Annotated in this window: 15 protein-coding genes; 7 read left to right on the top strand and 8 right to left on the bottom strand. The window is 73.6% G+C overall.

The features are described 5' to 3' along the window. Window positions 1–117: 117 nt before the first annotated feature. On the bottom strand, window positions 118–792 hold the full coding sequence (locus ACFYWM_RS08335; RefSeq protein ID WP_389910574.1) for a pyridoxamine 5'-phosphate oxidase family protein: 675 nt from the start codon (window positions 790–792) through the stop codon (window positions 118–120). 241 nt (window positions 793–1,033) lie between these two features. On the opposite strand from ACFYWM_RS08335, the gene ACFYWM_RS08330 reads away from it, so the two are divergent. Beyond that, window positions 1,034–2,011 (top strand): sugar phosphate isomerase/epimerase family protein, encoded by a 978-nt coding sequence (locus ACFYWM_RS08330; protein WP_389910571.1) that lies wholly within the window; start codon window positions 1,034–1,036, stop codon window positions 2,009–2,011. 104 nt (window positions 2,012–2,115) lie between these two features. On the opposite strand, the gene ACFYWM_RS08325 is transcribed toward ACFYWM_RS08330, so the two are convergent. After that, the gene (locus ACFYWM_RS08325; RefSeq protein WP_389910568.1) at window positions 2,116–2,694 is read right to left on the bottom strand and encodes an HAD-IA family hydrolase; all 579 of its coding nucleotides are present in this window, start codon (window positions 2,692–2,694) and stop codon (window positions 2,116–2,118) included. Between the two features lie 367 nt (window positions 2,695–3,061). On the opposite strand from ACFYWM_RS08325, the gene ACFYWM_RS08320 reads away from it, so the two are divergent. Next, window positions 3,062–3,472 carry a RidA family protein gene (locus ACFYWM_RS08320; protein ID WP_389910565.1) on the top strand — a complete coding sequence of 137 codons (411 nt, stop codon included), beginning with the start codon at window positions 3,062–3,064 and terminating at the stop codon, window positions 3,470–3,472. Between the two features lie 60 nt (window positions 3,473–3,532). On the opposite strand, the gene ACFYWM_RS08315 is transcribed toward ACFYWM_RS08320, so the two are convergent. The 4 genes from ACFYWM_RS08315 to ACFYWM_RS08300 all read right to left on the bottom strand — a co-directional run bounded on the left by ACFYWM_RS08315 (window position 3,533) and on the right by ACFYWM_RS08300 (window position 6,360). After that, window positions 3,533–4,075 (bottom strand): hypothetical protein, encoded by a 543-nt coding sequence (locus ACFYWM_RS08315; RefSeq protein WP_389910563.1) that lies wholly within the window; start codon window positions 4,073–4,075, stop codon window positions 3,533–3,535. Between the two features lie 150 nt (window positions 4,076–4,225). Next, window positions 4,226–4,453 carry a hypothetical protein gene (locus ACFYWM_RS08310; RefSeq protein WP_389910561.1) on the bottom strand — a complete coding sequence of 76 codons (228 nt, stop codon included), beginning with the start codon at window positions 4,451–4,453 and terminating at the stop codon, window positions 4,226–4,228. A gap of 73 nt (window positions 4,454–4,526) precedes the next feature. Continuing rightward, window positions 4,527–5,126, bottom strand: a complete 600-nt coding sequence (locus ACFYWM_RS08305) for a hypothetical protein (protein ID WP_389910559.1) — start codon at window positions 5,124–5,126, stop codon at window positions 4,527–4,529. 352 nt (window positions 5,127–5,478) lie between these two features. Next, complete coding sequence (locus ACFYWM_RS08300; RefSeq protein WP_389910556.1) at window positions 5,479–6,360, bottom strand: cation diffusion facilitator family transporter; 882 nt, start codon at window positions 6,358–6,360, stop codon at window positions 5,479–5,481. A 69-nt stretch (window positions 6,361–6,429) separates the two neighbouring features. On the opposite strand from ACFYWM_RS08300, the gene ACFYWM_RS08295 reads away from it, so the two are divergent. From ACFYWM_RS08295 to ACFYWM_RS08285, 3 genes are all read left to right on the top strand, one after another. Beyond that, window positions 6,430–7,083, top strand: coding sequence for an ArsR/SmtB family transcription factor (locus ACFYWM_RS08295; RefSeq protein WP_389910553.1), 654 nt, complete (start codon window positions 6,430–6,432; stop codon window positions 7,081–7,083). Between the two features lie 100 nt (window positions 7,084–7,183). Further along, on the top strand, window positions 7,184–7,981 hold the full coding sequence (locus tag ACFYWM_RS08290; RefSeq protein WP_389910550.1) for an ArsR/SmtB family transcription factor: 798 nt from the start codon (window positions 7,184–7,186) through the stop codon (window positions 7,979–7,981). Window positions 7,982–8,034: 53 nt separating this feature from the next. After that, complete coding sequence (locus ACFYWM_RS08285; protein WP_389910547.1) at window positions 8,035–8,781, top strand: SRPBCC domain-containing protein; 747 nt, start codon at window positions 8,035–8,037, stop codon at window positions 8,779–8,781. Here the strand turns inward: ACFYWM_RS08285 and ACFYWM_RS08280 are convergent. Beyond that, a complete protein-coding gene (locus ACFYWM_RS08280; protein ID WP_389910544.1) occupies window positions 8,771–9,445 on the bottom strand; it encodes a hypothetical protein in 675 nt (224 codons plus the stop codon). The genes ACFYWM_RS08285 and ACFYWM_RS08280 overlap by 11 nt on opposite strands. A 117-nt stretch (window positions 9,446–9,562) precedes the next feature. Here ACFYWM_RS08280 and ACFYWM_RS08275 point away from each other — a divergent pair, with 117 nt between their 5' ends. Beyond that, window positions 9,563–10,546 carry an AraC family transcriptional regulator ligand-binding domain-containing protein gene (locus ACFYWM_RS08275; RefSeq protein WP_389910541.1) on the top strand — a complete coding sequence of 328 codons (984 nt, stop codon included), beginning with the start codon at window positions 9,563–9,565 and terminating at the stop codon, window positions 10,544–10,546. A 159-nt stretch (window positions 10,547–10,705) separates the two neighbouring features. Here the strand turns inward: ACFYWM_RS08275 and ACFYWM_RS08270 are convergent, their stop codons facing one another. Further along, window positions 10,706–11,563 (bottom strand): NAD(P)H-binding protein, encoded by an 858-nt coding sequence (locus ACFYWM_RS08270; protein WP_389910539.1) that lies wholly within the window; start codon window positions 11,561–11,563, stop codon window positions 10,706–10,708. A 116-nt stretch (window positions 11,564–11,679) separates the two neighbouring features. Between ACFYWM_RS08270 and ACFYWM_RS08265 the strand changes: the two genes are divergently transcribed. After that, window positions 11,680–12,099: a winged helix-turn-helix transcriptional regulator gene (locus ACFYWM_RS08265; RefSeq protein ID WP_389910536.1), complete on the top strand. Its 420-nt coding sequence runs from the start codon at window positions 11,680–11,682 to the stop codon at window positions 12,097–12,099. Window positions 12,100–12,333 lie beyond the last annotated feature (234 nt).

The following is a 12,333-nucleotide window of genomic DNA, read 5'->3' as shown; positions in this document are numbered from 1 at the left end:
AGCTTCGCCGGCGGTACGGAGGAGACGGTCCGCGAAGCTTCGCCGGCGGTACGGAGGAGACGTTCCGGGAAGCTTCGCCGGCGGTACGGAAGAGACCGTCCGGGAGGCTCCGCGACGTCACGGGTTGCGCCGGATGCGACGGCCGGTGATCTCGGTGGCGGCGATCCTCACGTACAGCTCCCGCTCACCTCCCGCCCACGGCCGGACGCCCAGCGCCGCCAGGGCCGCGCGGTCCTCCTCGGAGGAGACGTGGTGGATCCCGCCGCGCACCAGCACGCTCCAGCCCTCGCGGCCGGCGTCGTCGATCCGGTCGACCTCGAAGGCCACCTTGGACTCGACCCCCTGGCCCCCGGTGCGCAGGGCGTCGTCGAGCGGGCCGCCGAAAGCGGTGCGGAAGATCACCGAGGTGCCGTGCAGGGCGTAGTTGACCGGCAGGATCACCGGCCCGCCGATCTCCTCGAAGGCGATCCGCCCCACCCCGCCGGGGGTGATGAGCCGCAGGCACTCGTCGCGGTCCAGCTTCTCCAGCTCGGGCCGGAAGCCCGGCCGGCCCCGGCCGGGCGGCAGGTCGGCGTACCCGCCGAGCAGGTCCTCGGGCCTGGTGTCCAGGGCGGTGGCCACGCGGTTCACCGTGCCGGTGTTCGGCGAGGCCACGGCGTCCTCCAGGTAGGCCAGATAGCCCGGATCGATCCCGGCCCGCCTCGCCAGCTCGTCCCGGGTGAGGCCGAGGTCCTCGCGCCGCCTCGCGATCCGGCGGCCGAGGTCGCCCGGGGCCGATACGCGTCCAGTCATGGCAGTCTCCAGCTGAGAAGATCGATGTCGCTGCGAGTCCGGGGCTCCTCCGGCTCCGCGTCCCTCGATCGGCATCACCTGATGACTCCCCGCAGTCGCGCGCCGCTAATCCGGTGGGGTGGACGGCCCGTTCCATGGCTTCACCTGCGGGAACACCTCGCCTTGGCGCGTGCGGGGTGGCGGGGCGGCTACGATGGACCACCTCGGGAAGCGCTTTCCGAGCAGTGGTGAGGGAGCCTCGATGAAGCTGGCGTTCAGCACGCTCGGCATGCCCGGACAGGGCCTGCGCGAGGCCGTCGCGACGGCCGTGGAGTACGGGTGCGCCGGTCTCGAACTCCGCCTCCACCCCGACACCGGTATCCACGCCGGGCTCTCCCCGGCACGGCGCGCGGAGGTCCGGGCCTTCCTCGCCGGGGCGTCGGAGGGTCACCCGGCAGCCACGGGGGCGCCGGGTGCCCACCGGGGGGACGCCGGTTCGCCGGGCGGCACGTCCGGAAGCGGTGGGTCCGGAAGCGGCGTGCCGCTTGAGAGCAGCGCGTCCAGGAGCGGTGTGTCCGGGAGCGGTGTGTCCGGGAACGGCGTGCCGTTTGAGAGCGGTGCGTCCAGGAGCGGTGCGTTCGGAAGCGCCCGGCCGGAGGTCTCCGCGCTCGCCGGGTATGTCAAGATCGCCATGGCGGGGCCGGACGAACCCGTCGTGCGGGCGCTGCGGGACGACCTGGCGCTCGCCGCCGACCTGGGCGCGCCCGCCGTGCGGGTGTTCCCCGGAGGGGACGACGTCGAGACGGGTGCGCGGAGGCTCCGCGCGGTCGCCGACCTGTGCGTGGAGTCGGGGGTGCGGGTGCTGGTGGAGACCCACGACGCGATGCCGACCGGCGCCGCGGTCGGGCGGCTGCTGGACGCGGCGGGCGTTCCCGAGGCGGCGGGCGCGCTGTGGGACGTGCTGCACCCGTGGCGTCACGGCGAGGAGCCCGCGCGGACCCTGGCGGCGCTCGCCGGCCACCTGGCGTACGTGCAGATCAAGGACGCGGTCTCGGCCGCCGACACGACCCCGGTGCCGATGTGGACGGGCGGGGTTCCCCTCGACGAGTGCGGCGAGCTGCTGCGCGGTTTCGAGGGCTGGGTCTCCCTGGAGTGGGAGCGCACGTGGTACCCGCACGTGGCGCCGGTGGAGGAGATCCTTCCCGGCGCCCGCGAGTGGGTCGCCCGCTTCTCGGCGTGACCGTCCGCCACGTCGTCCCGCCACGTCGTCTCTCGCGATGGACCCGTCGGTTCGGCGTGCCCGTCCCTGTCGAGCCGTCTCTTCCGGTGACCCCGTTGAACCCGTCAGTCCGTGCGAGGGGAGGCGGGCCACTCCGGGTAGAGGAGGGCGTTGATGCCGAGCGCCGCCGCGGCGTCGACGTTGACGGCCCGGTCGTCGAGGAAGGTGACGTCGCCGGGGACTGCGCCGAGGTGGCGCAGGACCTCCTCGAAGATGGCGGGGTCCGGCTTGGACAGGCCCAGGCGGCAGCTGTAGAAGCGATGCTCGAACGCCGCCGCCCAGGGGGCGTCGTCGATGGCCGCCGCCAGCGGCTCGGGGGCGTTGGACAGCAGGGCGAGCCTGTGGCGTCCCGCGAGATCCTCTATGCCGCGCAGGGTCTCCGGGTTCAGGTGGAGCCAGCTCTCGACGTCGGCCGCGTCGAGCTTGGCGACGAGCGGATCGTCGTCGGCGAGCGTCCTGCCGAGAACCGCGCCCCAGTACAGGTGGGAGGCCTGGCCGCGGTCGTAGGCGTCGCGGTGGTGCCAGTAGCGGTTGCGGAAGGTCGCCTCATCATGGCCCATGAGCTCGGCCATGGTCGCCGTCGCGTCGGACGGCTGCGCCACGGAGATGACCTCGCCGTAGTCAAGCAGCATCCAGGTGGTCACGGGCTCTCCTCGGGACGGTCCTGCGCCGACGGCTCCGGTGTCACCCCCGACGCGGCGGGCAAGGCCCCGCTCGCCCGGGCCGGGCGCGTCTCGCGCTCGGTGGAACGAGGGTGATCGACGATCGTTCGGGGCCCTTCCGGAACTCTTTCGTGTTCATTCGATCGTACTTCGTGTTTGATTTCAAGACGTAGATCTCGGCCGCCACGGTGAACCACGGCGAGAACGGGTTCCCGGCCGCGCGTCTCGCCGGTCAGTCGCCGTCGTCCCGGTTCGTCGCGCGCCGGTGGCTCACGGCGCGTCCGGGGGCCGGGGGCGGGAGGATGGGCGCGGTCATGTGACGCACGACGCCGTACGACGAGGAGAACCGATGATCCGCCGCTGGAATCCCCCCGGCCCGGCCGCGCCGCTCGGCCGCTACAGCCACCTGGCCGCCGTGCCCGACGGTCACGAGCTGTTGATGATCTCCGGTCAGGTCGGCGTCCTGGAGGACGGCACCCTCGCGGGCCCGGACGCCGAGTCGCAGGCACGTCAGGTCTTCGCCAACATCGAGAGTCTCCTCCGCTCCGTGGGAGCCGGCCCCGAGCATCTGGTAAAGCTGTTCACCATGCTCTCCGGCACCGAGCACCTGGCGGGCTCACGCGCGGCGCAGGGCGAGGTGTTCGCCAGGTGGTACCCGCGGGGAGACTTTCCCGCGCACTCGCTGATCGTGGTCGCCGCGCTCGCCGCTCCCGGCCTCTTCATCGAGGTCGAGGGCGTCGCCGCCGTCCCGCGAGGCTGATCCCGGGTCGCCCTCCGGCCCGCTCCCACCGTCCGGGCCTCGGGTGCTCCCCGGCCGGTCTCAGGTGGTGGTGATCGTCAGGTCCGCGCGGGCGCGGACGTCGTCGCGGGTGTGGAAACGCTCCTCCTGGGCCGCCCAGCGGTCCCAGTGCGGGGCGTAGAGCTCGCCGTCGCGCTCCAGCGCGCGGGCCTTGCGCACCTCGTCGGCCGCCTCCAGCCACAGCAGGCCGCTCAGGTACGGCGCGGCGGCGAGGGCGCCGGAGCCGGTGCCGTCGAGGACCAGGATCCCCGTGTCGGGGACCTCGTGCCACTCCGCGTGGGCGCCGTCCGCCCAGTCGTAGCGCCGCCACCGCGCGGGCAGGTCCAGGCTGAGCGGCCGCAGGACCTGCTCGACCAGCGCGTCGACCCCTCCCAGCAGGCCGTCCCACCCCGGATAGAGATCGTCCATCCGTACGACGGGCGCGGCCAGTTCCGCGGCCACGGCGGCGGCGAAAGTGGACTTGCCCGCCCCCGAACGCCCCTCGACCGCCAGGACGCGGGTACGGCCCGCACGGGCGGGGCGGGCGAGCAGCCAGCGCGAGACACGCCGCGCGTGGCCGTTCACGTCGGCGTCACGGGAGGCTCCGGGAGGCCCTGCGGCGTGGTCCGGGCGGTCTCGTCGCGTGGTCCGGGCGGCTTCGTCGTGTGATCCAGGAGGTCTTGTCACGTGGTCCGGGCGGCTTCGCCGTGTGGTCCGGGCGGCCGGAGAGCGCGGTCACGCGCTCCGGCGGGTGCGCCAGCGGGTCAGGATCTCGCGGTCGGAGTCGCGCTCCTCGACGTCGCGGCGGCGCTGCTCGTCCTCGTCCTGAGCCAGGGCGAGCCATTCGGAGTACTCGGGGTCGTCGCGGGCTATGTCGCGGGTGCCGTCGATCTTGGTGCCGTTGTCCAGCGTGGTCGTCGCGGGGACGCGGAGGGTGCCTCCCGGCAGCATGGTCACGTTCATGGCGTGGCCTTTCCGTCGTCTCTCTGACCGCTGTTCGCCCAGCATAGCTCCGGGGGTCGTGGCACGCCCACGGTCAGCCGATGCCGTACTGCCCGGACAGCTGGTGGTACACCCGTTCGGCCTCCGCCTCCGCGCCGATCAGGTGGAGCAGCCGGGTCGCCCTGCGGGTGAGCACGCAGGCGAAGGCCTCGGCGAACAGTTCGGTGACGTCGTCGCGGTAGGGCGGCCGGAGATGGACGCGGGTGCGGGCGTGCAGGCCGGTCCAGAACGGGGAGTGCGAGGGCAGCCGGTCCATGTGGTCGGTGGCGTGGCCGATCTCGTGCCCGCACACCGACACCGAGGGCGAGGGGGCGCTCCCCACCCCGATGCGCCGCCACCGGGGGTCGTAGACGCCCGCGCTGCGTTCCCAGAGGCCTGCCTGCAGGGGCAGCGCGACACCGCGCAGCCACTCGAAGCCGGGAAGGTCGGGCACCGCTCCGGGCCCCACCACGATGCCGCCGCTCAGGTGGGTGGTCAGGCGGGTGGCGAGGGCCTGCGGCACGGCCGCCAGCGTCAGTATCGCGAGGAGCGTTTCCGCCGGTGGGAACGTGCCAGGTTCCCAGGTGCGCGTCAGCCGCGCCTCCAGCGGGCCGACGTGCAGCCAGCCGGGTCGTCCTCTGCCGTGGTCGGCCAACGCAGCCGTTTCTCCTGGATCGGGGGGTGGTCCGCCACGGCTCGCGGGCCGGGCCGGGCGATCGGCGATCCGGTCCGCGGGCCGCGACGGTGATCATGTGAGACTACCTCTCCCGCGCCCCGGCCCGTGCGGGTACGCGTCCGCGGGGGCCGTCCAGGCGTGACCCGGCCGCGTGCCCCGCTTCCCGGTCCCGCTTCCCGGTCCCGCCTCCCGGTTCCGCTTCCCGGTCCCGTCTCCCGGTTCCGCTTCCCGGTCCCGTCTCCGGCTCCGTCGCCCGGTTCGCGGGCGCAGTCCCGGGGGGCGCCGGGGGGCGTCCGTACGGCGGTCGCGCGGTCTTCCCCCACGGCTCGCCCTACCGATGTCCGGCCAGGACGGCGTGGTGGTCGGCGCCCTCCCGGCCGTCGGGGTCGGCGTGCACGGTGGCGGCGCTCAGCCGGGGCAGGTGGTGGATCAGCCGGTGCTCGGCCTCCACCGCCACGGCGTGCGCCTGGAGCAGCGACAGGTCCTCGCCGACCACGATGTCCACCTCGGCGCGCAGCGCGTGGCCCACCCAGCGCAGCCGCACCGATCCCACCCGCCGCACGCCGCCGGTGGCGGCCAGGACGCGCTCCGCGTGATCCACGAGTGCCGGATCGACCGCGTCCATCAGCCGGTGGTATATCTCGCGGGCCGCGTCCTTGAGGACGAGGCAGATGGCCGCCGTGATCAGCAGGCCGACGATCGGGTCGGCGATCGGGTAGCCGAGTGCCGAGCCGCCCGCGCCGAGCAGCACGGCCAGCGAGGTGAGGGCGTCGGTACGGGCGTGCAGCCCGTCGGCGACCAGCGCGGCCGACCCTATCTGGCGCCCGACCCCGATCCGGTAGCGGGCCACCCACTCGTTGCCCGCGAAGCCGATCACGGCCGCCGCGGCGACCCAGCCGAGCGCCCGTACCTCCTGGGGGTCGACCAGGCGCCGTGCGGCCTCGTACCCGGCGAGCGCGGCGGAGGCGGCGATGACCAGGACGATGGCGATCCCGGCCAGGTCCTCGGCCCTGCCGTAGCCGTAGGTGAACCTGCGGGTGGCCGCCCGGCGCCCGAGGGAGAAGGCGATCGCGAGCGGGAGCGCGGTCAGCGCGTCGGCGACGTTGTGCAGGGTGTCACCGAGGAGGGCGACCGAGCCGGAGAAGACGACGATCACCGCCTGGACGGCGGCGGTCACCATGAGCACGGCGAAGGAGACGGCGAGTACGCGCATCCCGCGACTGCTGGACTCCAGGGCGGTGTCGGTCCTGCTCGCGCTGTCGTGACTGTGCGGGGTGAGGGCGTGGCCCGCTCGCGAGAGCAGCCTTCCGAACCGGCGGCCCGCGGGACGGCGGCCTTCGTGACCGTGACCGTGACCGTGGCCGTGCTCATGACCGTGTTCATGACCGTGGCCGTGTTCGTGTTCGTGTCCGTGGGTGGGTTCGGGTTCGTGCGGCGGGTCGTGCGCGGTCTCTTGGTCCTGACCGCGGGGGGAACGGGGGCCGGCGGGTTCGTCGGGGGACGGAGAACCGGCGTCCTGCTGGTCGGACATGGCTACCTCGTTTGCTACCGGTGCCCTTTTCCCGGAGTATATGTAGCCATGTATGCACGCGACAACGCATCAGGTACCAACTCGTCGCAGGAGCAACCCACTGGCGCCCAGGTGGAGGCCGCCATCGAGGCCTTCCGGATGCTCAGCGACGCCACCAGGCTGCGCCTGATGTGGCTGCTGTCGTCGGGGGAGTACGACGTCGGCTCGCTCGCCGAGGCCATCGGGGTCGCGCGCCCCTCGGTCTCCCAGCATCTGGCGAAACTCCGTCTCGCCGGGCTGGTGCGCACCCGCAGGGACGGCCGCCGCGTGCTCTACCGGGCCCGCGACGCCCATGTCCGCGCGCTCATCGGAGAGGCCCTGTTCCACGCCGACCACGAGGTCTCCGGCATCCCGCGCCACGACTGACGAGAGCGCTCGACCGGCGTACGCCGGATGACGGGGGGCTTCTCGAAGCCGGGTCCGGCCGTGATGCCAATTGACAAATTAATTTGTCCAATGGTTCCATATGAGCGTGCCGGCGACCGAGATGACCCTCATGGACGAGCCCGACCGTCTGCGTGTGGCGCTCACCCCGATCCGCCGTCGGCTTCTCGGCCGCCTGCGCGAGCCCGCTTCGGCGGTCCAGCTCGCGGCCGAGTTCGACCTGCCGCGCCAGCGGGTCGGATACCACCTCAGGGTGCTGGAGGAGGCCGGGCTGGTCGAGCTGGTGGAGGAGCGCCCGCGACGCGGTTTCGTCGAGCGCGTCATGAGGGTCACCGCGAACGCCTTCCTCGTCGATCCCGGCGTGCTCACCTCATCGGGTGAGGGTGACGGTGAAGGTGAAGGCGGCGGGGCCGAGGAGGCCGGTGACGGGGCTGCGGAGGTGGCGGAGGGGTTTCGTCGTGTCGCCGACCAGTACGCCGCCGAGCATCTCGTCGAGGTGGCCGCCGGCACCGTTCGCGACGTCACCCGCATGGCCGCCGCCGCCGACCGGCAGGGGGTCCGGCTGCTGACGTTCGCCCTGGAGGCACAGGTGCGCTTCGCCGAGCCCGGCGACGTGCACGACTTCACCGACGCGCTCGCCGACGCCTTCTCGCGGGTCGCGGCCCGCTTCGACACCCCCGGAGGACGGCCCTACCGCCTCGTCGCCGGTGGGCATCCGGCTCCCGGCCCGCGAGGCGCCGGCGAACACCCCGCTCCCGGTCCGCGAGGCGCCGACGGGCCCCCCGCTCCCGGTCCGCGAGGCGGCGGCGAGCACCCGGGTTCCGGTGCGACGGGAACCGGTGGAGACCCGGTTTCCGGGATGCCGGAGAACGGCGATTGACGACATCCCCTTCCCGGGGCCCGGCCCCGGGGTTCCCGTACCGGAGGCGTTCCATGACAGACGAGCCGTTCTATTTCGAGGTCACCATCGCCGCGCCCGTCGGCGACGTGTGGAGCGCGCTGCGCGATCCCGAGCTGATCCGGCGCTGGCACGGCTGGCACTTCGACGGCCTCGACAAGGAGATCGAGGTCATCTACCAGCAGGACGTCGTGGAGTCGGCCTCCGAGCACCGGCTGGAGATCCAGGGCGGGGACGTGTTCGAGCTGGCCGACCTCGGTGACCGTACGCGCCTGCGGGTGACCCGTGCCCCGCGCGGCGGCGACCCCGACTGGGACGCCTACTACGACGACGTCACCGAGGGCTGGATCACCTTCGTCCACCAGCTCGCGTTCGCCCTGGAGCGGCATCCGGACGCCGACCGGCGCACGGTCTTCCTCTCCGGCGTGTCGGCCACTCCGGTGCTGGAGGCCGCCGTCCTCGACGCGGTGGCCGGGCTCTCCCCGGGGAGCCCGTACGAGCTGGAGGTCCCCGCCGGGGAGACGTTGCGCGGCGAGATCCGGTATCGCTCGGCCAACCAGGTCGGCCTCACCGTCGAGGGCTGGGGCGACGGCCTGCTGGTCGCGGCACGGACGCGGCCCTCGCCCGCCAACCCCGGCGGCGCCGCCATGATGGTGCTCAGCACGTACGGCCTCGACGACGCCGCGTTCGCCGATCTCGAATCCCGCTGGAGCGCGTGGTGGGGACGGAACCTCCCCGAGCCCTCCGTGAACGGCCAGGACGCGGAGGCGTCTAGGGAGTGAGGCCTTCGGCGGAGCACAGGCCGGGCAGGAAGAACTCGAAGTTGCCGACCTCCTCGATGTTGTGGCGCAGCCAGGCGGCGCCCTTGCCTCCGGGGAAGATCCGGTCGCGCAGCGCCTCGTTGACCGGGCGCACCAGCCGCGCCCGGCGGCCCCGGCCGGGGAGGCCGAGGGTGAGCGAGTTCTCGTAGCGTGTGCCTCCGGCGACGCGCGCGAAGGTGTAGTCCATCCGCGCGACCGGCAGCCCGTGCGTGCGCGGCCGGTGGGCGAAACCGCCCTCGTCGAGCCGGGTGACGCGGGTCAGGACGTCGACCCGCCGGTCCGGGTCGCGGCCGAGCACCTCGTGCAGGTGGAAGACGGCCCCGGGCCCCGCGCCGCCCGGTGGGAGCGAGTGGTAGCGGAACCCCACGTGGTCGAGCGGGTGCCAGACCCGGTAGCGCGGCACCCGCCGCCCGAGCAGTTCCATGTCGCCCTCCACGTTGCGGAACCACCACACGAGCATGGCGGGGCTGACGCCGTGGACCAGGTCGTGCCGGATCCACAGGTGCAGCCGGCCGTCGTCCAGGATGTCGGCCCCGGACTCGGCCGACGTGACCGGTTTCATGGTCCAGGGGACCTCCAGCGGTTCGGGCAGGGCCGGCGTGGCGGGTTTCAGGATGGTGGTCACGGTGTTTCTCCTCTCCCTCCCGAACCTAGGGCGGGCGGGGGCGGCGGCCCATGACCGCACGCGACAACGACGTATCAGGGGACGCCACGCCCGGCACGGAGCCGGTAGGGTCGCGCCGTGCCCGCTCCCACCGTCCTCGCGGCCCTGACGATCGGCCTGGTGGAGGCCGCGCGGGCCGAGGGCGTGGAGATCGGGGAGATCGGGGCGGACCTGCCCGCCGATCCCGACGCGCGCGTCCCCCTTCTTACGCACCTGGAGGTCTGGGAGGCCGTCGCCCGCCGTCCCGTGGGGCTGGCGGTCGGTGCCAGGCTGGGCCTGAACGGGCTGGGTGTGGTCGGTTACGCCATGCCGTACGGGGCGACCGTGGGGCAGGCGGTCGCCCTGCTGGGCCGCACCCGCACGGTGGTCCACCCCGACGCCGTCCCCGACCCGCGACGGCGCGGGGAGGAGCTGGTGTTCGCCCAGGTGATCCCGGCACCCTTCGCCCGCCTGGTCGAGCCGGTCGACGCCCAGGCCGCCGCCACGCTGGCCGTGATGAAGGTGCTCGCCGGAAGGGAGACCCGTCCCCTCCGGGTCGCCCTGCAACGCTCCCGGCCCGGGGACACCTCACGGCACGAGAACTACTACGGCTGCCCGGTCTCCTGGGGCGCTCCCGCCCTGGAGCTGGCCTTCGACGCGGCGGTGCTGGACCGGCCGCTGCCCCGTACCGACCCCCGGCTGTTCGGCTACCTGTCGCGCCGGGCCGCCGACCTGCTCGGCGGTCTGGCCGCCGGTTCCGGGGTGGTGGAGCGGGCGCGCCGGGAGATCGGCCTGGCGCTCGTCGGCGGCGAGCCCGACCTCGCCTCCGTCGCCCGGAGCCTGACCCTGTCGGCCAGGACCCTGCAGCGGAGGCTCGCGGCCGAGGGTACGACCGTCGCCGAGCTGGTGGAGGCCGCCCGCCGCGAGCGCGCGTTCGTCCTGCTGCGCGATCCGGAGCTGAGCGCGGCGCAGGTGGCCTCGCTGCTCGGCTACTCCGAACCGCCCGCCTTCTTCCGCGCCTTCCGCCGCTGGACCGGCCTCACCCCGAGGCAGTGGAGGTCCTCCCCGGGGCAGGTGCCCTGAGCTCGTACGCCGTCTGCGACCGCACCGCCACCGTCGCGAGCCGTCGCGAGCCCCGAGCCGGCCGGTGCCGTTCCGTCGCGTGGGTTCGGGCCCGCTTCAGGGGCCCTGTCGTGAGGGTTCACGCACCACGCCGCCGGACGGCGGCCTCGTCGCGGAGGCTCACGCCTCCTTCAGGATGGCGGCCACCGACTCGCGCAGCGGGGTGGTCGGACGGCCGATGAGGGCGCCGAGCTCGCCCGGGGTGGGGGACAGGGCGCCCTCGGCGATGTCGAGGTCGATGCCGGCGAACAGGGTCGCCGCCGGCTCGGGCAGGCCCGCGTCGAGCAGGGCCTGCCGGTAGTCGGCGTGCGGGAGGTTCCGGTAGACGACCGGCCTGCCGGAGAGCGCCGACGTCTCGGCGGCCAGATCGGGCAGGCTCCACGCGGTGTCGCCGGAGAGCTCGTAGACCCTGTCGCCGTCCTCCTTGCCGGTGAGCGCGGCGACGGCCGCGGCCGCGTAGTCGGCCCGGGACGCGCTGGCGACGCGGCCGTCCCCGGCGGCGCCGAGGATCACGCCGTGCTCGACGCCCCGCAGGACGGACGCCGCGTAGACCTCGGTGTACCAGCCGTTGCGCAGGAAGGTGAACGGGATCCCGGAGGCGCGGATGTGCTCCTCGGTGCCCCGGTGGTCGGCGGCCAGCGCCAGGGGCGTGGTGTCGGCGTGCAGCACGCTGGTGTAGACGATGCGGGCGACCCCGGCGGCCCTGGCCGCGTCCACCACGGCCCGGTGCTGCCCGAGACGTCGCCCGACGGCGTCGCCGGAGATCAGCAGGACCGTGTCGCCGGGGGCGAAGGCCCGCTCCAGGGTCTCTGGTCGCTCGTAGTCGGCCTCCCTGATCTCGACGCCGCGCGCGGCCAGGTCGGCGGCCTTGCCGGGATTCCGTACGGCCGCCGCGATGCGGTCGGCGGGCACGCTCTCCAGCAGGCCGTCCACCACCAGGCGGCCGAGCCGGCCGGTGGCACCGGTGACAACGATCATTTCGCTTCTCCTCGTTCGAAGGGGTCGCCGGTCAGGTTAGTACTAACTAATCCACAGCGCCAACTAAAAGTTAGTGCTTTCTTCTGGTGGGCGCGGCGAGAAAGTAAGGTGGACGGATGGACGACCAGGCCGCGATCCCGCTGGACGAGTTCAGCCAGCTCACCTTCGACGTCTTCATGCGCGGATGCGTCTCGCGCGAGACGATGGAGCACATGACCGGCCGCTGGGGCATCCTGGTCATGGTCGCGCTCCACGAGGGGACCTACCGATTCAACGCCCTGCGCCGCCGGGTCGACGGGGTGAGCGAGAAGATGCTCGCCCAGACCCTGCAGGCTCTGGAGCGCGACGGCCTGGTCCACCGCGAGGCCGAGCCGACCATCCCCCCGAAGGTCGAGTACAGCCTCACGCCGCTCGGCGGCCAGGCCGCCCGGCGCCTGCTCGACCTCATCGAATGGCTGGAGGGTGAGATGCCCGCGGTCATGGAGGCCCGCGCACGCCACGACCGGGCCAGAGAGATCCAGGCCGGAGAGAGCTGAGCCGGAGAGCCAGGCCGGAGACGGTCGGGCGAGAGGCGGCGTGGCCGGAGAGATCCAGGCCGGAGACGGTCAGGCGGGAAACGGTCGGGCGAGAGGCGGCGTGGCCGGAGAGATCCAGGCGGGAAACGGTCGGGCGGGAGACGGCGAAGCCGGAGAGGGCTGGGCCCGAGAGTCGGGCCGGAGACGCTCGTACTGGAGAGGGCCAGGCCGGAGACGGCGAGCCGGAGGTGAGCG

This window comes from Streptosporangium sp. NPDC002721 (assembly GCF_042888905.1).
In the GTDB taxonomy this organism is placed as follows: domain Bacteria; phylum Actinomycetota; class Actinomycetes; order Streptosporangiales; family Streptosporangiaceae; genus Streptosporangium.
This window is presented reverse-complemented; position numbering and strand designations above follow the sequence as displayed.

Coding starts and splice junctions, on each gene's coding strand:
- ACFYWM_RS08335 (WP_389910574.1), bottom strand. CDS start 792: ATGACTGGACGCGTATCGGCCCCGGGCGACCTCGGCCGCCGGATCGCG.
- ACFYWM_RS08330 (WP_389910571.1), top strand. CDS start 1,034: ATGAAGCTGGCGTTCAGCACGCTCGGCATGCCCGGACAGGGCCTGCGC.
- ACFYWM_RS08320 (WP_389910565.1), top strand. CDS start 3,062: ATGATCCGCCGCTGGAATCCCCCCGGCCCGGCCGCGCCGCTCGGCCGC.
- ACFYWM_RS08310 (WP_389910561.1), bottom strand. CDS start 4,453: ATGAACGTGACCATGCTGCCGGGAGGCACCCTCCGCGTCCCCGCGACG.
- ACFYWM_RS08300 (WP_389910556.1), bottom strand. CDS start 6,360: ATGCGCGTACTCGCCGTCTCCTTCGCCGTGCTCATGGTGACCGCCGCC.
- ACFYWM_RS08290 (WP_389910550.1), top strand. CDS start 7,184: ATGAGCGTGCCGGCGACCGAGATGACCCTCATGGACGAGCCCGACCGT.
- ACFYWM_RS08285 (WP_389910547.1), top strand. CDS start 8,035: ATGACAGACGAGCCGTTCTATTTCGAGGTCACCATCGCCGCGCCCGTC.
- ACFYWM_RS08270 (WP_389910539.1), bottom strand. CDS start 11,563: ATGATCGTTGTCACCGGTGCCACCGGCCGGCTCGGCCGCCTGGTGGTG.
- ACFYWM_RS08265 (WP_389910536.1), top strand. CDS start 11,680: ATGGACGACCAGGCCGCGATCCCGCTGGACGAGTTCAGCCAGCTCACC.